Here is a 22272-nt window from a genome sequence, read left to right as displayed (position 1 = left end):
CCCCGCAGACTCACGAACGGAACTCGCAGCGCATGGCATCTACCGCAGACATCAAGAACGGCGTCGTCCTCAGCATCGACGGGCAGCTCTGGAGCGTCATCGAGTTCCAGCACGTCAAGCCCGGCAAGGGCGGTGCGTTCGTGCGCACCAAGCTCAAGAACGTCGTCTCCGGCAAGGTCGTTGACCGCACCTACAACGCCGGCGCGAAGATCGAGATCGAGAACGTCGACCGCCGCGACTACACGTACCTGTACACGGACGGCGACGGCTACGTCTTCATGGATCAGACCGACTTCGACCAGATCACGGTCGGCGCCGCCACGGTCGGCGACGCGAAGAACTTCCTCCTCGAGAACCAGAACGTCACGATCGCCCTGAACAACGGCAACCCGCTGTACATCGACCTGCCGGCGTCGGTGGTCCTCGAGATCACCTACACCGAGCCTGGCCTGCAGGGCGATCGTTCCTCGGCCGGGACCAAGCCCGCCACGCTCGAGACCGGCTACGAGATCCAGGTGCCGCTGTTCGTCGAGAGCGGCACGAAGGTCAAGGTCGACACTCGCACGGGTGACTACCTCGGCCGCGAGAAGTAAGGCGTGAGCGCCCGGACGAAGGCGCGCAAGCGCGCTCTCGACATCCTGTTCTCCTCCGACGTGCGCGGAGACGACCTCGCGGTGACGCTGGCTGCCGAGGCGAAACGCGCGGCGAGCGAGCCCGCCCGTGAGGCCTCGTGGCTGTACGCCCGTGAGATCGTCGACGGCATCATCGACTCGCGCGACGAGATCGACGAGCAGATCACGACCCACAGCAGGGACTGGAAGCTCGAGCGGATGCCCGCTGTCGACCGCGCCCTGCTGCGCATCGCCGTGTGGGAGATCCTCCACAACGACGAGGTTCCCACTGCCGTCGCCATCGACGAGGCGGTGGAGCTCGCGAAGGAGTTCTCGACCGACGACTCCGGGGCCTTCGTACACGGCGTCCTCGCGCGGGTGGCCCGAGCCGCCTGATCCGTCGTACACGGCAGCCCTGTCGGTGGCGGCACTGTCGGTGACTGCACTGTCGGCGGTGTCGGAGAGGATGGCTGCATGTCCCTCGCTTCTGACCCGACTCGTCCGGAAGACGCATCGTCGGCGAACTGGAGGAGCATCCTCGGTCCGGCGCGCGTCGACGCCGATACGCCGCTCGCACTCGGCATCGAGCTCAGAGTGCGCGACGGCCGCGGGGCGAATCCGTGGGCATCCCGTCCCCAACGGACCGCGACCGCCCGCGACGTCGCGACACGCACAGGCGAGATCCTGCTCGGGATCCGGCCGCTCGAGCAGAGCCCCTCGACCGGGTCCTGGGTGCAGGGGACTGCGACCTGGGACGCGGTACGACGCTCGCCGACGCAGTACGGACGTGATCGCTCACGGTGGTTCGCCGACCTGCTCAGCATCGCGCGTGACACGCTCCTGTCCGGCACGGCCGGCGACTGGCTCGTCGCCGATCTGATCGAGTCAGGGCTCCTCTGGGGACATCTTCGCGCCGCCTCGGATGTCGGGATCCCTCTCGTCGCCATGCAGAAGAGCACGACCGTCGTGCTCGCCGATCGTGCCGAGATCCGCGCGACCGTCGGACGCGGCGACGACGGAGGTCTCACCGTGCACCCTCACATCGTGATCGACGGGCACGATGCGGAACCCTCCTCGGTGCAGACCATCGGACACAGCGGTGTCTACGAGATCTCCCAGCGGGGGAGTGCGATCAGGGTAACGCTCGCCGAGGTGCCACTCAGCGAGCCGGTGCACGCCCTGCTCGGTGCGAGGACAGGTCTCGAGGTTCCCCCGGGAGACGAGGGCGCGTTCTTCCGTGACGCCTACCCGCTGCTGGCACGTCGGATCGAGGTGCGCCCGACCGGTCGTGTCGAGCTCCCCGCACTGCCCGCCCCGCGCCCGGTGCTCGCGCTGTCATTCCTTAGAGGCGACACCGTCAAGTACATGTTCGAGTGGGAGTATCGCGGCTTCGGAAGGGTTCCGTTCGCGCAGGACGGGGATGCCGTGCGCGACACCGGCGCCGAAGATGTGCTCCGCGAGACTCTGCGTGCGGTGTGGGCCGATCACCTCGGAGAAGAGCTCGCCTCGACAGGCTCGTTCCATGATGTCGCGGCCGCCGAGTTCGTCACACGCCTCGTGCCCGCTCTCGAGGCCGAGGGCGTCGTGGTCGTGGTCTCGGGGCGTCGGAAGACTTATCACGAGCTCACGGGAGAGCCCGAGATCACGGTGTCTACAGTGGAGAGCAGCGACCGGGACTGGTTCGATCTCGGAGTCCTGGTCAAGATCGACGGACGCACCATCCCGTTCGAACCGCTGTTCACGGCGCTCAGCAAGGGCCGGAAGAAGCTCCTCCTCGTCGACGGCAGCTACTTCTCGCTGAATCATCGTGCCCTCGATCGGCTGCGCGAGCTGATCGACGAGGCAGGGGAGCTCGAGGAATGGGAGACCGGCCCGCGGATCAGCCGCTACCAGACGGATCTCTGGGAGGAGTTCGAAGACCTCGCGGATGAAGCTCTGCCCGCCGTCACCTGGCGCGCGACCGCCGAGGGCCTGCGCACCGCCGCCTCGGTGCCTGTCGTCGCCGTGCCGTCGGGTATCACTGCCGACCTCCGTCCGTACCAGCGTGAAGGGCTGGACTGGCTCGTCTTCCTGTGGAGCCATCGCCTCGGTGGCATCCTCGCCGACGACATGGGTCTCGGCAAGACGCTCCAACTGCTGGCACTCATCGTGCACGCGCGGGAAGCGGGGGAGCGGCGGCCCTTCCTCGTGGTGGTTCCCACCTCGGTGCTCGCCACCTGGCGCAACGAGGCGGCGCGGTTCGCCCCGACCTTGCGGGTGCTACTGCGGGGGTCCACACAGGGCCCGTCCCTCGACGAGGGCATCCGTGGGGCCGACGTCGTCATCACGACCTATTCTGTCGCCCGTCTCGACGAGGTCGAGTACGCGGGCATCGACTGGGCGGGTCTGATCCTCGACGAAGCACAGTTCGTGAAGAACCCGGAGACCAAGCTGCACCGGGCCGTCGCCTCCTTCCGAGCGGATGTGACGTTCGCCGTCACCGGAACACCGATGGAGAACAGCCTCAGCGAGCTCTGGGCTCTGCTGAAGCTCACCGCTCCCGGACTCTTCGCCTCTGCACGGAAGTTCCGCGAGCAGTACATCCAGCCGATCGAGCAGGGCAAGGTGCCGGAGAACGAGGAGGGCGGAGCCTATCGCCAGCGTCGTCTCGAGCAGCTGCGTCGGCGCATCCGACCACTCCTGCTCCGGCGTACGAAGGAGATCGTGGCGCCGGACCTGCCGGCGAAGCAGGAGCAGATCCTCGAGGTCGAACTCAGTGCCTCCCACCGCGCCCTCTACGACGTGGTCCTGCAGCGCGAACGCCAGAAGGTCCTCGGGCTGCTGGAAGACCTCGATCGCAACCGATTCATCGTGTTCCGCTCGCTCACCCTGATGCGCATGCTCAGCCTCGCACCGGCGCTGATCGATCCCGAAGACGCGAAGATCGGCTCCCGCAAGCTCGACGTGCTGATCGAGCGGGTGATCGAGCTGCAGGCGGAAGGCCACCGTGCGCTCGTGTTCAGCCAGTTCACGTCGTTCCTCGACCTGGCCGCGGCCCGCCTCGACGCCGCAGGCATCCCGTACGCGCACCTGGACGGTTCGACGCGGCATCGCCAGCAGGTGGTCGACGGGTTCACGTCCGGCGAGCAGCCCGTGTTCCTGATCAGCCTGAAGGCCGGAGGATTCGGTCTCACCCTGACCGAGGCCGACTACGTGTTCCTGCTCGACCCGTGGTGGAATCCGGCCGCCGAAGCGCAGGCGGTCGACCGCACGCACCGCATCGGCCAGGACAGCCAGGTGTTCGTCTATCGGATGATCGCCACCGGCACGATCGAGGAGAAGGTGCTCGACCTGCAGCGCCGCAAGGCACGGCTGTTCACCGCGGTACTGGACGACGAGGCGCTGTTCGCGCAGTCGCTCTCCGCCGACGATATCCGCGGGCTGTTCGACGGCTGACCGGAATACTCACGGCGGTGCCGACCGGTCGCACAGGGACCCCTCGGTACAATCGAACGGTTCACTTTCGGGAGGAATGCAATGCGGATCACGGGACTCGGCCACGCCGGGATGTTCATCGAGACGGTCGGCGGGAACATCATCTGCGACCCGGTCCTCGGACCGTCGTTCTACGGATCATGGTTCCCGTTCCCCGACAACCGCGGCCTGGACTGGGAGCGCTACGGCCGCGACGCCGACTTCCTCTGGATCTCGCACCGCCACCGCGACCACTTCGACCCGCGCCTCCTCGAGCGGTACATCCGCAAGGACATCGAGGTGCTGCTGCCCGAGTACCCGACGGATGATCTCGAGAAGGACATCCGCGCGCTCGGCTACACGAACATCACCTACGCCCCGGCCGGACAGGTGATCCAGCGGGGCGAGCTGAAGATGATGGTCACGCCGCTCCGAGCACCCAGCGACGGGCCGATCGGCGACTCCTCGCTGAGCGTCGACGACGGCACCGGCTCGATGCTGAACCAGAACGACTCGCACCCGCTCGACCTCGAGAAGCTCCTCGACTTCGGCAAGCCCGACGCATACTTCACCCAGGTGTCCGGCGCGATCTGGTGGCCCATGGTCTACGACCTGCCGCTCGACGCCAAGCAGAACTTCGCCCGACTCAAGCGCGAGGCGCAGAACAAGCGCGCCATGTACTACATCGAGAAGGTCGACGCCCCGCATGTCTTCCCGATGGCAGGGCCGCCCATGTTCCTCCGCGACGACCTGTTCGACTTCAACGGACTCGGAAAGAACGGCGAGTCGATCTTCACGGACCAGAAGCAGTTCCTCGCGCATATGAAGGAGCTCGCTCCGCAGTACGACGGACAGCTCTTCATCCCCGGCACCGTCGTCACGGTCGAGGGTGGAGAGGTGACGAGCGAGCAGACCCTGTACACCGAAGCGGAGATCGCCCACATCTTCGACGAGAAGTGGGAGTATCTCGAAGAGCAGCGCGCATCCCGTCAGCAGGAGATCCGCGACGAGGAGGCCTCCCGCGCCGAGATCATCCCGCCGGCCGAGATGCTGGCTGCGATCAAGGAGTGGTGGGAGCCGCTGCTGAAGAAGTCCCGCACGATCCGACTCGGCGTCGGCGGATGCGTCCGCTTCCGCATCGGCGAGCTGGACATGGTGGTCGACTTCCCCCGCGCCAAGGTCCGCGAGTACGCGGGCGAGGAGTGCATCTACTGGTACACGATCCCCGCCGATCTGGTCTCGACGAACATCGTCGACCACGAGATCGACTGGTCGAACTCGATCTTCCTCTCGATGCAGTTCTCGGTGGGCCGCAGCGGCAAGTTCAACGAGTTCCTCACCACGTTCCTCAAGTGCCTCTCGGTCGACCGGATCGAGTACGTCGAGAACTGGTACCAGGAGCAGACCGACCAGACGGAGGACGCCGAGATCGGCGACTGGGTCGTGCAGCGCCGCTGCCCCCATCTGCGCGCCGACCTCACCAAGACCGGCAAGGTCGATGAGGACGGCATCCTCACGTGCAGCATGCACGACTGGAAGTGGGACCTGAAGACGGGACGCTGCCTGTCCACGGCCGGGCACCCGATCCGTTCCTCGAAGATCGACGAAGTCACCGATCCCGTGCTGCAGGAGGCGAGCTGATCAGCGGAGGCCTGAGCGCTCCGATAGACTGACATCACAAGCAACCTTTAACACCGTCCTGTGAGGCGGAGAAGGGAGCGGCCGATGAGCATGCGCACTGTGCTGCACGAAGCCGACATCTCACGAGCGCTGACCCGGATCGCGCACGAGATCCTCGAATCCAATCGAGGCGCCGAGAACCTCGTCCTGCTGGGGATACCGACCCGCGGCGTCACTCTCGCCCATCGCCTCGGCCTGCTGATCAGCGAGATCGCGCAGCAGTCCGTCCCGGTCGGCTCCCTCGATGTGACGCTGTTCCGCGACGACCTCGCGAAGCACCCGACCCGCTCGCCGCAGCCGACGGAGATCCCCGTCGGGGGTATCGACGGCAAGACCGTGGTGCTCGTGGACGACGTGCTGTTCTCGGGCCGCAGCATCCGCGCGGCGCTGGACGCGATCCAGTCGATCGGACGTCCCTCCGTCGTGCGCCTGGCGATCCTCGTCGACCGCGGGCACCGGGAGCTCCCGATCCGCCCCGACTTCGTCGGCAAGAACATCCCCTCGGCCCGCACGGAGCGGGTCAACGTGCGCCTCTTCGAGAACGACGGGGCGGAGGAGGTGACGATCGGCGAATGAGACACCTCCTCGACACCCGCACCCTCGACAGGACCACCGCGCTTCGCATCCTCGACGTCGCCGAGGACATGTCCGACACGCAGTCGCGCGAGGTCAAGAAACTCCCGACGCTACGGGGCAAGACCGTGGTGAACCTCTTCTTCGAGGACTCCACCCGTACGCGCATCTCGTTCGAGGCCGCTGCCAAGCGCCTTTCCGCCGACGTGATCAACTTCGCCGCCAAGGGATCCAGCGTCTCCAAGGGCGAGAGCCTCAAGGACACCGCCCAGACGCTCGAGGCCATCGGCGCCGATGCGGTCGTGGTCCGGCACCCGGGTTCCGGCGCCCCGCAGACCCTCGCCACCAGCGGCTGGATATCGGCCGGTGTGGTGAACGCCGGAGACGGCACCCACGAGCACCCCACGCAGGCGCTGCTCGACGCCTTCACGATCCGCAAGCGCCGTTTCGGTGCCGAAAGCCGCGGACGGGATCTCAGCGGACTGCGTGTGGTGATCGTCGGCGATGTGCTGCACTCGCGGGTCGCACGGTCCAACGTCTGGCTGCTCACCACGCTCGGCGCGGACGTCACCCTGGTCGCGCCGCCGACGCTGGTTCCGCAGAACGTGTCGCTCTGGCCGGTCCGGGTCGTCTACGACCTCGACGAGGCGCTGGCGGACGAGCCGGATGCCGTCATGATGCTCCGCATTCAGCTGGAACGCATGAATGCCGCGTATTTCCCGACTGAGCGGGAGTATTCCCGCCGCTGGGGTCTTGACGCACGGCGTGTGGCCGCGCTTCCGGGCGGTAGCATTGTGATGCACCCCGGACCCATGAACCGGGGACTGGAGATCTCCTCCGAAGCTGCTGATTCCGCCCGTTCGACGGTGCTGGAACAGGTCACCAACGGAGTATCCGTCCGCATGGCGGTGCTGTACCTGCTGCTCGCAGGAGAACGAGACGACGAACGAGGGGGAGACCTGTGAACGAGACCCTCGTCATCACCGGTGCGCAGCTGCTCGGTGCCGAGAGCGCCGACATCATCATCGAGGACGGGCGGATCGCCGAGATCGGGACGGGTCTCACCCGCACCGGTGCGCGCGTGATCGACGCTGCGGGCCTGGTCGCGCTGCCGGGGCTCGTCGACCTGCACACCCACCTGCGCGAACCCGGCTACGAGGCGTCGGAGACGATCCTCACCGGTACCAGGGCAGCCGCCGCCGGCGGGTTCACCGCCGTGTTCGCGATGCCGAACACCTCGCCCGTGGCCGACACGGCGGGGGTGGTCGAGCAGGAACTCGCCCTCGGCGAGGCGGCCGGCTACGCGACGGTGCAGCCCATCGGGGCCGTCACCGTGGGGCAGAAGGGCGAGCGTCTCGCCGAGCTCGGCGCCATGGCCACCTCGCGCGCCCAGGTGCGCGTCTTCAGCGACGACGGCTTCTGCGTCTTCGACCCGCTCATCATGCGTCGGGCTCTGGAGTATGTGAAGTCCTTCGACGGCGTCATCGCGCAGCACGCCCAGGATCCCCGCCTCACTGAGGGGGCGCAGATGAACGAGGGAACGGTGTCCGCCGAGCTGGGCCTCGCCGGCTGGCCCGCGGTCGCGGAGGAGTCGATCATCGCGCGCGACGTGCTGCTGGCAGAGCACGTCGGCTCGCGGCTGCACGTCTGCCACCTGTCGACGGCGGGCTCCGTCGACATCATCCGGTGGGCCAAGAAGCGCGGCATCAGCGTCACCGCTGAGGTGACGCCGCATCACCTGCTGCTGACGGACGAGCTCGTGCGGGGATACGACGCGCGCTACAAGGTCAACCCGCCCCTGCGCCGGGAAGAGGATGTCCTCGCCGTGCGCGAGGGCCTCGCCGACGGCACGATCGACATCGTCGCGACCGACCACGCGCCGCACCCCAGCGAGCACAAGGCGTGCGAGTGGCAGGCTGCGGCGAACGGAATGGTGGGTCTCGAGAGCGCGCTGCGCGTCGTGCACCAGTCGATGGTGCACACCGGGCTGCTCGAGTGGGCGGACATCGCGCGCGTGATGAGTGCGGCACCGGCGCGGATCGGACGCCTCTCCGGCCACGGCACACCGCTCGAGGTCGGGCAGCCGGCGCAGCTCACGCTCTACGACGCGTCGGTGGACGGCGTCTTCACCGAGGCAGACCTGCACGGTCGCAGCGTGAACTCGCCCTATCTCGGCCGTGCTCTTCCCGGGCGGGTGGAGTACACGGTGCACGGCGGCGTCCTCACGGTCGACGGGGGCAGCGTCGTCGAGGAGCTCGGCGCATGAGCGCTCGGGATCTCGCCGTCGCGATCACCATCGCGGTCGCCCTCCTGGTGCTGCTGGTGATGCTGCGCGCCTGGCGACGACGAATCCGCCGCGATTCCGTGTTCTCGGCCCCGCTGGGTGTGCCCGAGCATGCGGAGGTCGCCCGCCGCGACGAGGTGCTGTACGTGTCGACGACACGGCACGGACAGCCGCTCGAGCGTCTCGCGGTGTCGCCTCTCGCATACCGGGCCCGCGGTGAGGTAGCCGTCACGGATCGCGGCATCGCCCTCTGCCTCGACGGCACGCCGACGGTCTTCCTGGCGAAAGACCGTCTCGTCGCCGTCGACCGCGCCACGGTCACGATCGACCGTGTCGTCGAGCCGGGTGGTCTCGTGCGCATCGCATGGAACATCGACGACGACACTGTCGTCGACAGCTACCTGCGCGTCGCCACCGGCGAACCTCAGAACCTCATCTCCGACCTGCAGCGGCTCGTCCCCGCCGCCCCCGACACAGGAGCAACGTCATGACACTCTCCACCACCCCCGAGCAGGCCTCAGCGGCCCGGCTCCCCGACCCTGCCGTCCTCGTCCTGGAAGACGGCACCCGCCACATCGGCCGCGCCTACGGCGCCCGTGGGCGCACTCTGGGCGAGGTGGTCTTCTCGACCGGCATGTCCGGCTACCAGGAGACGATCACCGACCCGTCCTACGCGGGGCAGATCGTGCTGCAGACGGCACCGCACATCGGCAACACCGGCATGAACGACGAAGACGCGGAATCGCGTCGCATCTGGGTCGCCGGCTACATCGTCCGCGACCCCTCGAGGGTGGTGTCGAACTGGCGTGCGAACGCCTCGCTCGATGACGTCCTCGTGGAGGACGGCATCGTGGGCATCAGCGGTATCGACACCCGATCGGTCACCCGACACATCCGCTCGGCGGGTTCAATGCGCGGTGGCATCTTCTCCGGTCCGGATGCCGCGCTCGACCCGGAGGAGCAGGTGCGCATCGTCCGCGAGGCCCCCGAGATGGCCGGCCGCAACCTGTCGGCGGAGGTCTCGGTCGACGTCGCCACCGTGACCACGGCACTGGGGGAGCGGATCGGCAACCTCGCCGTGCTCGACCTCGGCGTCAAGCAGGCGACGATCGACAACCTGGCCGCTCGCGGGTTCGAGGTGCACGTGCTTCCGCAGAACGTGACGATCGACGAGATCCGCGCCGTCGATCCCGTCGCCGTCTTCTACTCGAACGGGCCCGGCGACCCCGCGGCATCGGGTGACCACGTCGAGCTGCTGCGCTCGGTGCTCGACGAAGGACTCCCGTTCTTCGGCATCTGCTTCGGCAACCAGCTGCTCGGTCGGGCTCTCGGCCTCGGCACCTACAAGCTGCCGTTCGGACACCGTGGCATCAACCAGCCGGTGCTCGACAAGCAGACGGGCAAGGTCGAGATCACCGCCCACAACCACGGCTTCGCCGTCGAGGCGCCGATCGAGGGCACGTTCGACAGCCCCCACGGCTACGGCAAGGTGGAAGTCAGCCATGTCGGCCTCAACGACAACGTCGTGGAGGGACTCCGCGCCCTCGACATCCCGGCCTTCTCGGTGCAGTACCACCCCGAGGCGGCTGCGGGCCCCCACGATGCCAACTACCTCTTCGACAGGTTCCGCGACCTGGTCATCGCCAGCCAGAAGGACTCCAAGTAATGCCCAAGCGCGACGACATCAACTCCGTCCTCGTCATCGGCTCCGGCCCGATCGTCATCGGTCAGGCCTGCGAGTTCGACTACTCCGGCACCCAGGCGTGCCGCGTGCTGCGCGAGGAGGGCGTCAGGGTCATCCTGGTCAACTCCAACCCGGCCACCATCATGACCGATCCCGACTTCGCCGATGCGACGTACATCGAACCGATCACCCCTGAGGTCATCGAGACGATCATCGCCAAGGAGAAGCCGGATGCCATCCTCCCGACACTCGGTGGGCAGACCGCTCTGAACGCGGCCATGGCGCTCGATGAGCGCGGCATCCTCGCGAAGTACGGCGTCGAGCTCATCGGCGCCAAGGTCGATGCGATCAAGAAGGGCGAGGACCGCCAGGTCTTCAAGGAGCTCGTGCTCGAAGCGGGCGCCGACGTCGCGAAGAGCGTCATCGCCCACACCATGGATGACCTCCTCGCCGGTGCCGAGAAGCTCGGCTACCCGCTCGTGGTGCGCCCGTCGTTCACGATGGGCGGCCTCGGTTCCGGCTTCGCCTACGACGAGGAGGACCTGCGTCGTATCGGAGGCGCCGGTCTGCGTGACTCCCCGACGACCGAGGTGCTCCTGGAGGAGTCGATCCTCGGCTGGAAGGAGTACGAGCTCGAGCTCATGCGCGACACGGCCGACAACACGGTCGTCGTCTGCTCGATCGAGAACGTCGACCCGGTCGGCGTGCACACGGGTGACTCGATCACGGTGGCCCCGGCGCTGACCCTCACCGACCGCGAGTACCAGAAGATGCGCGACATCGGCATCGACATCATCCGCGCCGTCGGCGTCGACACCGGCGGTTGCAACATTCAGTTCGCGGTCGACCCGGCGAACGGGCGCATCATCGTGATCGAGATGAACCCGCGCGTCTCGCGCTCGAGCGCCCTCGCCTCGAAGGCCACCGGCTTCCCGATCGCGAAGCTCGCCGCGAAGCTCGCCCTCGGCTACCGCCTCGACGAGATCCCGAACGACATCACCGGGGTCACGCCGGCGAGCTTCGAGCCGACGCTCGACTACGTCGTCGTCAAGGTGCCTCGCTTCGCGTTCGAGAAGTTCCCTGCGGCGGACGCCACGCTCACCACGACCATGAAGTCGGTCGGCGAGGCCATGGCCATCGGCCGCAACTACGCCACCGCGCTGCAGAAGGCGCTGCGCTCGCTCGAGAAGCGCGGCTCCAGCTTCCACTGGGGCGAGGAGACCCGTTCGGTGGAAGAGCTCCTGGAGGTCGCCAAGACGCCGACCGACGGCCGGATCGTCACGCTGCAGCAGGCGCTGCGCAAGGGCGCGACGGTCGAGCAGGCCTTCGAGTCGACGGCAATGGATCCGTGGTTCCTCGACCAGATCGTGCTGATCAACGAGGTCGCGGAGATCGTGCGGACGGCTCCCGAGCTGGACGCCGCGACTCTCCGTTACGCCAAGGAGCACGGTTTCTCCGACGCGCAGCTCGCTGAGCTCCGCGGCACGTCCGAGACCGAGGTCCGCGGCGTCCGCCATGGCCTCGGCATCCGTCCGGTGTACAAGACCGTCGACACGTGCGCCGGCGAGTTCCCCGCTCTCACGCCCTACCACTACTCGAGCTACGACTTCGAGACCGAGGTCGCTCCGTCCGAGCGCACCAAGGTGGTCATCATCGGCTCTGGGCCGAACCGCATCGGTCAGGGCGTCGAGTTCGACTACTCGTGCGTGCACGCGTCGTTCGCGCTCTCCGATGCCGGGTTCGAGACCATCATGGTCAACTGCAACCCGGAGACGGTCTCGACCGACTACGACACCTCCGATCGCCTTTACTTCGAGCCGCTGACGCTCGAGGACGTGCTCGAGGTGCTCGACGCGGAGGCGGCGAGCGGCACCATCCTCGGCGTCGTGTGCCAGCTGGGCGGCCAGACGCCGCTGGGACTCGCGAAGGGCATCGAAGCGGCCGGCTACACGGTCCTCGGCACGAGTCCGGAGGCGATCGACCTCGCCGAGGAGCGCGAGCTGTTCTCCCGTCTGCTCGACGAGGCGGGTCTCGTCGCACCGCGCAACGGCACGGCGATCGACGTCGACGGAGCGGTGAGCATCGCCGAGGAGATCGGTTACCCGGTGCTCGTGCGTCCGAGCTTCGTGCTCGGCGGGCGAGGCATGGAGATCGTCTACGACACGGCGTCGCTGCGCGACTACTTCGTGCGCACCGCAGGCGAGGTCGTCATCGAGGAGGGCAAGCCGCTGCTGGTGGACCGATTCCTCGACGATGCGATCGAGCTGGACGTGGACGCCCTCTACGACGGCACCGAGCTGTACATCGGCGGCGTCATGGAGCACCTGGAGGAGGCCGGTATCCATTCCGGCGACTCCAGCTGCACGTTGCCTCCCGTCTCGCTGGGTCGCACGGACGTCGACCGCGTGCGCGAGGCCACCCTCGCCATCGCGAAGGGCGTGGGCGTGCGCGGACTGCTCAACGTGCAGTTCGCCATCAGCGCCGGCGTGCTCTACGTGATCGAGGCGAACCCGCGCGCCAGCCGCACGGTGCCGTTCGTCTCCAAGGCGCTGGGCATCCCGATGGCGAAGGCCGCGAGCCGCATCATGACCGGTTCCACCGTCGCCGAGCTGCGCGCCGAGGGCATGCTGCCGGAGCAGGACGGCTCGCGTGTCCCGCTGGACGCTCCGGTCTCGGTCAAGGAGGCTGTGCTGCCCTTCAAACGGTTCCGCACCGCCGACGGCAAGACGGTCGATTCCGTGCTCGGACCGGAGATGCGCTCCACCGGCGAGGTCATGGGCATCGACCGTGACTTCCCGACGGCGTTCGCCAAGAGCCAGGCTGCCGCCTACGGGGGCATGCCCACGTCCGGCACCGTGTTCATCTCGGTGGCCGACTCGGACAAGCGTGCGGTCATCCTTCCCGCGCACCGCCTGCAGCAGCTCGGCTTCACGATCGTCGCGACCGAGGGCACCGCGGAGATCCTCTCGCGCAACGGCATCGCCGTGACGGTCGTCGAGAAGTACAGCGAGACGCAGGAGTCGGGCGCCCGGAACATCGTCGACCTCATCAACGACGGGGAGATCGACATCGTCGTGAACACTCCGTCGGGTGGCGCCGCTCGCGCCGACGGCTACGAGATCCGCGCTGCGGCCGTCGCCGCCGACAAGGCGCTGTTCACCACGATCGCCGTGCTCGGCGCAGCGGTGAGCGGAATGGACGCCGCCCATGAGGGCTTCCAGGTGAAGAGCCTCCAGGAGTACGCGCTGGACCGGAAGGCGGCACTGTGAGCCGACGCTTCGGCGAACGCGTACGGGCAGCGCTGCACGCGCACGGCCCTCTCTGCGTCGGAATCGACCCCCACGCGGCCCTGCTCGCCGCGTGGGGGCTCCCCGACGACGCGCGCGGTGTGCGGGACTTCGGTCTGCGCACGGTCGAGGCGGCCGCGGGGCGAGTGGCTCTCGTGAAGCCCCAGGTGTCGTTCTTCGAGCGCTTCGGCTCGCGGGGCGTCGCCGCGATGGAAGACGTGCTCGCGGCCGCACGGGCGGCCGATCTGCTCGTGATCGCCGATGCCAAGCGCGGGGACATCGGATCGACCATGGGCGACTACGCGCGCGCATGGCTCACACCCGGCTCGCCCTTGGAAGCCGACGCGTTCACCGTCAGCCCCTTCCTCGGCGTGGGCGCCCTCGACGGGGCGTTCGCCCTCGCCGAGGAGCACGGCAAGGGAGTCTTCGTCCTCGCCGCGACCAGCAACCCCGAGGCCGAGGGGCTGCAGCGCGCAGTCACCTCGACAGGTGAGACCGTCTCCGGATCGGTGATCGGCGAGGTCTCCGCCCGCAACGCCGCGCTGGCAGACGCGGGGGAGTGGGGCAGCTTCGGCTTCGTGATCGGTGCGACCGTGGATTGGGACCTCGCGGGAATCCACCCGTTCGGACCCGTGGCTCCCATCCTCGCTCCCGGCTTCGGCGCGCAGGGCGCAACGCCTGCCGACCTCCGGGTGCGCTTCGGGCCCATGTCGGATGCGGTGATCGCGAGCGAGAGCCGCAGCATCCTCGGCGCCGGACCCGATCATCTGGTTGCCACGATCACCGCTCGCGCGGCCGAGTACTTGGAGGTGGCGCGTGCCTGACGCGCAGCGTACGGTTCCCGAGGTCGACAGGGCGGCCGCCGCACGCCGTGCCGTGGAGCGTCGACGCGCGAGAGCGTCGGTGAAACGCGACCTCACGATGCGCGTGGTGACGCCGCAGACGGTACTGCACCGCGCGATGGCGGACGCCGACTCGGTTGAGGGATCGATGCGCATCACCGACTTCCTGCTGGCGCTCCCCGCGATCGGTGCGGGCAAGCGCGACCGCGTGCTGGAAGAGCTGCACATCTCGCCGGTCAAGCGTCTCGGAGGGCTCGGCACTCGGCAGCGTCGGGTGCTGGAGGCCTGGCTGGACTCCCGGTTCCCGCCCGCGGCTCCCCGCGGCGCACGCAGTCGGCTCTTGGTTCTCGCGGGTCCCACCGCCGTGGGAAAGGGCACGGTCGCCGCGCACATCCGCGAGCACAACCCGGAGATCCACCTCTCGGTCTCGGCCACGACCCGGCCCCCGCGTCCCGGCGAGATCGACGGGGTGCACTACTACTTCGTGGACGACGACGAGTTCGACCGGTTGATCGCCGACGGGGAGCTGCTCGAGTACGCCGTGGTGCACAACCGCTCGCGGTACGGCACGCCGCGGGCGCCGATCGACGCCGCTCTCGCCGAAGGCAAGACGGTACTGCTCGAGATCGACCTGCAGGGCGCGCGCCAGGTGCGTGCCGCCGAACCGGCTGCGACGCTGATCTTCCTGCTGCCTCCGAGCTGGGACGAACTGGTGCATCGACTGGTCGGCAGGGGCACGGAAGACGCCGAGGAAAGGGCCAGGAGGCTGCGTACCGCGAAGGTCGAACTCGCCGCTCAGAACGAGTTCGATCACCTCATCGTGAACGAGGACGTCGCCACTGCGGCCCGCGAGGTCGTAGAATTGTCTACAAGCTCTGCGCGCTGAGCGTCTTGGCGCGCCTTTCGCACCGTCTTCGCGACGATCCCGTCGCCTGATCAGGAGGTCTCACCATGGCCGGACACAACAACGGCATCATCGATCCCCCCATCGACAACCTGCTCGACCGCGTCGACTCGAAGTACGAGCTCGTCATCTACGCCGCGAAGCGCGCGCGTCAGATCAACGACTACTACTCCGACCTGCACGAGGGAAACCTCTTCGACAACGTCGGCCCGCTCGTGGACTCGTCCGTCGAGGACAAGCCGCTCACGATCGCGCTGCACGAGATCAACGAGGACAAGCTCCGCCTTCGTCACGCAGAGTGATATTCCAGGCCGCGCCTCCGTTCTGTCGGAGGCGCGGTCCAGAATGGGTGCAACACCCTCTCTCTGTCCGTCCCGTTCTGGAGTATCGATGAGCGCCCTGCGTCTGTTCACGTCCGAGTCCGTCACCGAGGGACATCCGGACAAGATCTGCGATCAGATCTCCGACAGCATCCTCGACGGGCTCATCGCGAAGGACAAGGGCTCCCGCGTCGCTGTCGAGACACTCGTCACGACCGGGCTCGTCCACGTGGCCGGCGAGATCCGCACCGAGGCCTACGTCGACATCCCCACGATCGTCCGCCAGGTCGTGAACGGCATCGGCTACACCTCCAGCGACACCGGCTTCGACGGCTCCTCCTGCGGTGTCAGCGTCTCGGTGGGCGAACAGTCGACCGACATCGCCCACGGCGTCGACAGCGCCCAGGAGCACCGCGACGGGTCTTCGATCGATCCGCTGGACGGGCTCGGTGCCGGCGACCAGGGCATCATGTTCGGCTTCGCCACGAACGAGACGCCGCAGCTGATGCCGATGGCCGCCTGGACGGCACACCGCCTCGCCGAGCGGCTCACCGAGGTGCGTCGCAACGGCCAGCTGCCGTTCCTGCGCCCCGACGGCAAGACACAGGTCACGCTCGGCTACGACGGCTTCACGCCGAAGACCGTCGATGCGGTCGTCGTCTCGACCCAGCACCACCCCGACATCTCGCAGGATGACGTCAAGGCCCAGGTCCGGGAACACGTGATCGATCCCGTGCTCGCGACCACAGGCCTCGACCTCGACGACGTCACCCTGTACATCAACCCCGCCGGGCCCTTCGTCACGGGCGGCCCCAAGGGGGACGCGGGTCTGACCGGTCGCAAGATCATCATCGACACCTACGGCGGAGCCTCGCGTCACGGGGGAGGTGCCTTCAGCGGCAAGGACCCGTCGAAGGTCGACCGGTCCGGCGCGTACGCAACGCGGTGGGTCGCCAAGAACGCCGTCGCCGCGGGGCTGGCCGACCGTCTCGAGGTGCAGGTGGCCTACGCCATCGGCGTCGCACGCCCGGTCGGTCTGTACGTGGAATCGTTCGGCACGGGCAAGGTGTCGGACGAGGTCATCACCCGCGCGATCAACGAGGTGTTCGATCTCCGCCCGCAGGCGATCATCGAGCAGCTCGAACTGCTGCGCCCGATCTACGCGCAGACCGCGGCCTACGGGCACTTCGGCCGTGAGCTCCCGGACTTCACCTGGGAGCGCACCGACCGCGTCGAAGAGCTGCGCCGCGCCGCCGGTCTCTGATGGGACCGCGGTCCTGATGCCTGCGGAGAGCCGGCGCATCGCGCGCGTGCTCCTCGATTCCCCTCTTCCGCAACTCGATCGGCTCTTCGACTACGCCCTTCCCCCTGAGCTGGGGGATGTGCCCCTGGGAGTTCGCGTTCGCGTGCCCCTGCGCACCGCCGGACGCGTGATCGACGGCTACGTCGTCGACATCGACGCGGAGGACGATGCCGACCGGGCGCTCTCGGAGGTCGAGAGCGTCGTGTCTCCGGTGCCCGTGCTTCCCACGCGTCTGCACGCCCTCGCTCGTCGCGTCGCCGACCGGGCAGCGGGCTCGGCCTCCGACGTGTTGCGCCTGGTGATCCCCAAACGTCAGGTACGCGTCGAGACGGCGTGGACGGCCGATACGCCTGCCGAGGTCCCCGACGCCGATGCTCTGGCCGTGGCGGAGAGCACGGTCGATCTGTACGAGGGGCTCGGCGCCGTTCTCGACTCCGGTGGTCGCGCCGCGGTCGAGGCGATTCCCCAGCTCGTCGACGGCGTGCAGGGCTGGGCCCGTCTGCTTGCGGCATCGGCAGCGCGGATGCTCGCCGCGGGGCGATCATCGATCATCGTCGTCCCGGACAGTCGCGATCTCGATCGACTCCTCGCGGCTCTGGAGGCGCTCGTCCCCGCCGCCGCAGTGGTCCGTCACGACTCCCGGCAGACGAACCCCGACCGTTATCGTGGCTTCCTCCGCACGCTCGAAGACGCCCCGTGCATCGTGGTGGGCAACCGCTCGGCCGTGTACTCACCCGTCGTCGCAGGCCTGGTCGCGATCTGGGACGACGGCGACCCGCTTCTCGGGGAACCGCTGGCCCCGTATGTGAATGCACGGGACGCGGCACTGCTGCGTCAAGAGCTGGAGGGGTCGGCGCTGCTCTTCGCCGGCCACACGCGCACGACGGATGTCGAACGGCTGGTCGTCCTCGGCTGGCTGCAGGACGTCAGAGCAGCACGTCGAGTGCTGCCGCGAGTCGTCCTCAGCACGCCCCAGGAGATGGAGCAGCCGACGGCTCAGCGGATGCCGTCGTCCGCGTTCCTCGCCGCACGCACCGCGGCGGCGGAGGGCCCGGTGCTCGTGCAGGTCTCGCGCCCCGGATTCTCTCCCTCACTGGTGTGCGCGGACTGTCGAGCGCCCGCCCGGTGCGCCCACTGCGGCGGTCCACTCGGTGCGAAGCATCGCGGTGCCGTGCCGGTGTGCGGATGGTGCGGACGCGGTGCGAGTGCCTGGACGTGTCCTGCCTGCTCGTCGACGAAGCTTCGCCTGGCTTCGTCCGGCAGCGAGCGCACGGCCGACGAGCTGGGGCGCGCGTTCCCCGGTGTGCGGGTCATCGTCGCGGACGGCGCTCATCCGGTGGAGCGGGTTCCGGCGAAGCCCGCACTCGTCGTCGCGACCCGTGGTGCCGAGCCGATCGCCGATGGGGGATACCGTGCCGTCGTGCTGCTCGACGGGCCGAGGATGCTCCAGGCCCCCGACCTGCGGGTCGCCGAGTCCTGTCTGCGGTGGTGGTCGAACGCGGCCGCGCTGGCGGCTCCCGGCGCGCCCGTGCATCTCGTGGGCATCAACGGGGCGGCCGCGAAGGCGCTGGCCACCTGGAACCAGGCCGGCCATGCCCGATCGGAGCTGGAGAGCAGAGCACCTCTGCACATGCCTCCGACGACGCGCGTGGCGCTCGTGCAGGGATCGGTCCCCGCCGTCGCCGATGCCCTCGCCGCACTCAGCGATCTCGCCCTGCCCTCGGACGCGGTGCTCGGGCCCGTCCCGGTCGAGACCGACGACGTGCCCCCACGGGTGCGTGCGCTCGTGCGCTTCGACTACGGTGCCGGAGCGCGGGTGGCGACGGCCCTGCGCGCGGCGGTCGTCGCCGAAGCCGTGAGCGGTCGTCGCCGAAAGGGGCGCGCCACCAAGAGCACCCTCTCCGTCCGCCTCGATATCCTCGAACCAGAGCTCTGACCCTTCCGGAGAACATTCATGCGCCTCGTCTTCGCCGGCACACCGGCCGCCGCCGTCCCCAGCCTCCAGCGACTCGCGGAGTCCCACGACATCGCTGCGGTCGTCACACGTCCCGACGCCCCTCTGGGGCGTCGTCGCACCCTGACCCCGTCTCCGGTGGCGCAATCGGCGGTCGGACTGGGTCTTCCCGTGATCAAGACGGCGCGCCTGGACGACGCAGCGACAGTGGAGATCTCCGCGCTCGAGGCGGATCTCGGGGTGATCGTGGCGTACGGCGGGCTCGTGCGCGAGCCTCTGCTGTCCGCGCCCCGTGCGGGGTGGATCAACCTGCACTTCTCGCTGCTGCCGGCCTGGCGCGGAGCCGCTCCTGTCCAGCGCGCGCTGATCGCCGGGGATCAGGTGCTCGGCGCGAGCGTCTTCCAGCTGGTCGCGGAACTCGATGCCGGCGATGTCTTCGCCATACGTGAGGTCGATATTCCCCCTACGACCACCGCAGGGGAGGCACTCGAGCTCCTCGCCGCCGACGGCGCGCAGCTCCTCGCCGAGGTGGTCTCCGCGATCGCCGAGGGTACGGCGTCGTCGATACCGCAGCAGGGAGAGCCCACCTTCGCGGCCAAGCTCACGCTCGCGGACGGATTGCTCGATTGGAGTCGGCCGCTCGACACCGTGTTCGCTCATTTCCGCGGTGTGACCCCGGAACCGGGTGCGCACACCACGGTCGCAGGTCAACCCCTCAAGGTGCTCGAAGCCACGCCGGCCCCGGATGCCGATCCCCTCGCGCCGGGGCGGCTCCGCGGCACCAAGACGGCTCTCCACATCGGCACCGGTACCGGTGCACTCGCGGTGACCAGGGTCCAGCCGGCAGGCAAGGGCGCGATGAACGCTGTCGACTGGTGGCGCGGTCTGCGTGGAGGCGACGAACTGGTGGCCGGTTCATGAGCGAAGAACGACGGAACCGTAGGACGGAACCGAAGAACGCCGGTCCGCGTGGCGCGCAGCGATCGGGAGACGCGCATCGCGGGGGGCAGCGCGGTCCCGCCCGCACCGTGCAGCCCGCGAGACGAGTCGCGTACGGCGTGCTGCGTGCGGTCTCCGAGACCGATGCCTATGCGAACCTCGTGCTGCCCTCCGCGATCGCCGAAGCGCAACTCAGCCCCCAGGACGCTGCTCTCGCGACCGAGCTGACGTACGGCACGCTGCGCCGGCTCGGCACCTACGACGCGATCATCGCCGCGGCGGCGGATCGTTCTCCCGACAGCATCGATCCCGCCGTCCTCGACGCTCTGCGCCTCGCCGTGCATCAGCTGCTGGCGACGCGGGTGGCTTCGCACGCCGCGGTGAACGAGTCGGTGAACCTGGTCGCGACGGAGTCAGGGCGTGGAGCATCGAGCTTCGCGAACGCCGTGCTCCGTCGCATCGCCCGGGAATCAGGCGACGAGTGGCAGGAACGCATCGAGAGCAGCGCACGCTCCGACGACGAACGACTCGCCCTGCGTTCCGCGCACCCGGTGTGGGTGATCCGCGCTCTGCGTCGTGCTCTGATCGCCGAGGGGCGTGGCGAGGAGCTGGAGGCGCTTCTCGAGGCCGACAACGCCTCACCCGATGTCACGCTCGTCGCGCTCCCCGGGCTCGCCGAGCCGGGGGAGCCTCGTCTGCCGTACGCGCCCACGGCCTTCGCCTCGGCCGGCGGCGACCCCCGGCATGCCGTCGAGGCGTCCAGTGGGACCGTGCGCGTGCAGGACGAGGGATCCCAGCTCGTGGCACTGGCCTTGGCCGGCGCCGCGCCCATCACCGCCGGTGAGCGCTGGCTCGACCTGTGCGCGGGGCCAGGTGGCAAGACGGCGCTCCTCGCTGCTGTCGCCCGTGAGCATGACGTCACTCTGGAGGCGAACGAGGTCGTCCCGGTGAGGGCCCGATTGGTGCGCAAGGCATTGCGGGCCGTCCCCGGTGAGATCGAGGTGCACGAGCAGGACGGGCGGACTCTGGGCGCATCCCGGCCGGGGGAGTTCGACCGCATCCTCGTCGATGCCCCCTGCACGGGTCTGGGGGCGCTGCGGCGGCGCCCTGAAGCGAGGTGGCGGAAGTCCCCGGCCGACGTCGCCGAGCTCGTGCCGCTCCAGGTCGAGCTGCTCTCTGCCGCGCTCGATGCCCTCGCCCCTGGCGGGATCGTCGCGTATGTCACGTGCTCTCCTCATCTCGCGGAGACCACGGGCGTGGTGAAGGAGGTGCTCCGCGACCGTGCAGATGTGCGCGAGCTCGATGCGCGGGCCGTCATCGCGGATGTCGCCATGGCCCCGATCGATCTCGCGGACGACGGCAGGGTCGGTTCCGGCAGCGCACAGCTCTGGCCGCATCGTCACGGGACGGATGCGATGTTCCTCGCGCTCCTGCAGCGCTCATCGATCGACGACACCTCATCCGGGAAGGAAGACTAGGACTGTGGAACTCCCTCGCGCCCCGCGCATCAACCCGAGTATCCTCGCCGCCGACTTCGTGAACATGCAGGCGGATCTCGCCAAGATCGCGACCGCCGACTTCGCGCACGTCGACGTGATGGACAACCACTTCGTGCCCAACCTGACGTTCGGGCCGCAGATGGTGGAGCGCATCCAGGCCACCAGCCCGATCCCGCTCGACGTGCACCTGATGATCACGGACCCCGAGCGGTGGGCGCCCGAGTATGCCGAGATCGGCGCCGCGAGCGTGACTTTCCACCTCGAGGCCGCCGATGAGCCCGTCGCCCTCGCCCGTCGTCTTCGTGATATCGGTTCTCGAGCCGGGGTCGCGGTGAAGCCGGCGACACCTGTCGAATCGCTCTTCGAGGTCCTCGACGAGTTCGACCAGATCCTCGTGATGACCGTGGAGCCCGGCTTCGGCGGGCAGAGCTTCATGCCGGAGACGATGCCGAAGCTGCGCGCTCTCGCGGAAGAAGCCCGTCGGCGCGGCTCCCGTGTCTGGCTCCAGGTCGACGGCGGCATCTCGGACCGCACGATCGAGATCGCCTCCTCCGCGGGCGCCGATACATTCGTCGCGGGCTCGGCCGTCTACGGGGCTGACGACATCGAGGCGGCCGTCACCCGGCTGAGAGACCTCGCCCGAGCCGCTAGCCTGGAAGCGTGAAGACTTTCGACGAGCTGTTCGCCGAGCTCAGCGTCAAGGCCGAGACCCGCCCTGCCGGATCGGGCACCGTCGCCGAGCTCGACGGCGGCGTGCACACGATCGGCAAGAAGATCGTGGAAGAGGCCGCCGAGGTGTGGATGGCGTCGGAGTACGAGTCCGACGAGGCCGCCGCCGAGGAGATCTCCCAGCTGCTGTACCACGTCCAGGTGATGATGCTCGCGAAGGGGCTCAGCCTGCAGGACGTCTATCGACATCTGTGATGCGCTCCGTTCCGA

General features: G+C 68.5%; 19 protein-coding genes. All 19 read left to right on the top strand.

Annotated features, from left to right (window positions below):
• The first annotated feature begins 32 nt into the window (after nt 1–32).
• The 19 genes from efp to FFS56_RS11335 all read left to right on the top strand — a co-directional run bounded on the left by efp (nt 33) and on the right by FFS56_RS11335 (nt 22257).
• Entirely contained in the window at nt 33–593 is a 561-nt protein-coding gene (gene efp, locus FFS56_RS11425) for an elongation factor P (RefSeq protein ID WP_046747145.1), read from the top strand.
• Between the two features lie 3 nt (nt 594–596).
• Nucleotides 597–1007, top strand: coding sequence for a transcription antitermination factor NusB (gene nusB / locus FFS56_RS11420; protein WP_045265339.1), 411 nt, complete (start codon nt 597–599; stop codon nt 1005–1007).
• 78 nt (nt 1008–1085) lie between these two features.
• Nucleotides 1086–4046 carry a DEAD/DEAH box helicase gene (locus tag FFS56_RS11415; RefSeq protein WP_127012176.1) on the top strand — a complete coding sequence of 987 codons (2961 nt, stop codon included), beginning with the start codon at nt 1086–1088 and terminating at the stop codon, nt 4044–4046.
• 81 nt (nt 4047–4127) lie between these two features.
• Nucleotides 4128–5705 carry a Rieske 2Fe-2S domain-containing protein gene (locus tag FFS56_RS11410; protein ID WP_046747143.1) on the top strand — a complete coding sequence of 526 codons (1578 nt, stop codon included), beginning with the start codon at nt 4128–4130 and terminating at the stop codon, nt 5703–5705.
• Between the two features lie 84 nt (nt 5706–5789).
• Nucleotides 5790–6320 (top strand): bifunctional pyr operon transcriptional regulator/uracil phosphoribosyltransferase PyrR, encoded by a 531-nt coding sequence (pyrR, locus tag FFS56_RS11405; protein WP_046747142.1) that lies wholly within the window; start codon nt 5790–5792, stop codon nt 6318–6320.
• Nucleotides 6317–7282, top strand: coding sequence for an aspartate carbamoyltransferase catalytic subunit (locus FFS56_RS11400; protein ID WP_046747141.1), 966 nt, complete (start codon nt 6317–6319; stop codon nt 7280–7282). Before pyrR ends, FFS56_RS11400 begins: the two co-directional genes overlap by 4 nt.
• Nucleotides 7279–8583, top strand: a complete 1305-nt coding sequence (locus FFS56_RS11395; RefSeq protein ID WP_046747140.1) for a dihydroorotase — start codon at nt 7279–7281, stop codon at nt 8581–8583. Before FFS56_RS11400 ends, FFS56_RS11395 begins: the two co-directional genes overlap by 4 nt.
• Complete coding sequence (locus FFS56_RS11390) at nt 8580–9092, top strand: hypothetical protein (RefSeq protein WP_046747139.1); 513 nt, start codon at nt 8580–8582, stop codon at nt 9090–9092. The genes FFS56_RS11395 and FFS56_RS11390 overlap by 4 nt, the downstream gene beginning before the upstream one ends.
• The gene (gene carA, locus FFS56_RS11385) at nt 9089–10267 is read left to right on the top strand and encodes a glutamine-hydrolyzing carbamoyl-phosphate synthase small subunit (RefSeq protein ID WP_046747138.1); all 1179 of its coding nucleotides are present in this window, start codon (nt 9089–9091) and stop codon (nt 10265–10267) included. Before FFS56_RS11390 ends, carA begins: the two co-directional genes overlap by 4 nt.
• Entirely contained in the window at nt 10267–13554 is a 3288-nt protein-coding gene (gene carB / locus FFS56_RS11380) for a carbamoyl-phosphate synthase large subunit (RefSeq protein WP_046747137.1), read from the top strand. Before carA ends, carB begins: the two co-directional genes overlap by 1 nt.
• Nucleotides 13551–14396: an orotidine-5'-phosphate decarboxylase gene (pyrF, locus tag FFS56_RS11375; RefSeq protein WP_046747136.1), complete on the top strand. Its 846-nt coding sequence runs from the start codon at nt 13551–13553 to the stop codon at nt 14394–14396. Before carB ends, pyrF begins: the two co-directional genes overlap by 4 nt.
• Nucleotides 14389–15300, top strand: a complete 912-nt coding sequence (gene gmk / locus FFS56_RS11370) for a guanylate kinase (RefSeq protein WP_127012177.1) — start codon at nt 14389–14391, stop codon at nt 15298–15300. Before pyrF ends, gmk begins: the two co-directional genes overlap by 8 nt.
• A gap of 65 nt (nt 15301–15365) precedes the next feature.
• Nucleotides 15366–15620 (top strand): DNA-directed RNA polymerase subunit omega, encoded by a 255-nt coding sequence (gene rpoZ, locus FFS56_RS11365; RefSeq protein ID WP_017204385.1) that lies wholly within the window; start codon nt 15366–15368, stop codon nt 15618–15620.
• Between the two features lie 88 nt (nt 15621–15708).
• Nucleotides 15709–16902: a methionine adenosyltransferase gene (metK, locus tag FFS56_RS11360; protein WP_127012178.1), complete on the top strand. Its 1194-nt coding sequence runs from the start codon at nt 15709–15711 to the stop codon at nt 16900–16902.
• Between the two features lie 16 nt (nt 16903–16918).
• The gene (locus tag FFS56_RS11355; RefSeq protein ID WP_127012179.1) at nt 16919–18877 is read left to right on the top strand and encodes a primosomal protein N'; all 1959 of its coding nucleotides are present in this window, start codon (nt 16919–16921) and stop codon (nt 18875–18877) included.
• Nucleotides 18878–18895: 18 nt separating this feature from the next.
• Nucleotides 18896–19816: a methionyl-tRNA formyltransferase gene (gene fmt, locus FFS56_RS11350; RefSeq protein ID WP_127012180.1), complete on the top strand. Its 921-nt coding sequence runs from the start codon at nt 18896–18898 to the stop codon at nt 19814–19816.
• Complete coding sequence (locus tag FFS56_RS11345; protein ID WP_231589652.1) at nt 19813–21312, top strand: transcription antitermination factor NusB; 1500 nt, start codon at nt 19813–19815, stop codon at nt 21310–21312. Before fmt ends, FFS56_RS11345 begins: the two co-directional genes overlap by 4 nt.
• Nucleotides 21313–21316: 4 nt before the next feature.
• Nucleotides 21317–21997 (top strand): ribulose-phosphate 3-epimerase, encoded by a 681-nt coding sequence (rpe, locus tag FFS56_RS11340; RefSeq protein WP_046747131.1) that lies wholly within the window; start codon nt 21317–21319, stop codon nt 21995–21997.
• Complete coding sequence (locus tag FFS56_RS11335) at nt 21994–22257, top strand: phosphoribosyl-ATP diphosphatase (protein ID WP_045265324.1); 264 nt, start codon at nt 21994–21996, stop codon at nt 22255–22257. The genes rpe and FFS56_RS11335 overlap by 4 nt, the downstream gene beginning before the upstream one ends.
• The last annotated feature ends 15 nt before the right edge of the window (nt 22258–22272 follow it).

Source organism: Microbacterium sp. Beta, assembly GCF_005502545.1.
GTDB lineage: Bacteria > Actinomycetota > Actinomycetes > Actinomycetales > Microbacteriaceae > Microbacterium > Microbacterium oxydans.
This window is presented reverse-complemented; position numbering and strand designations above follow the sequence as displayed.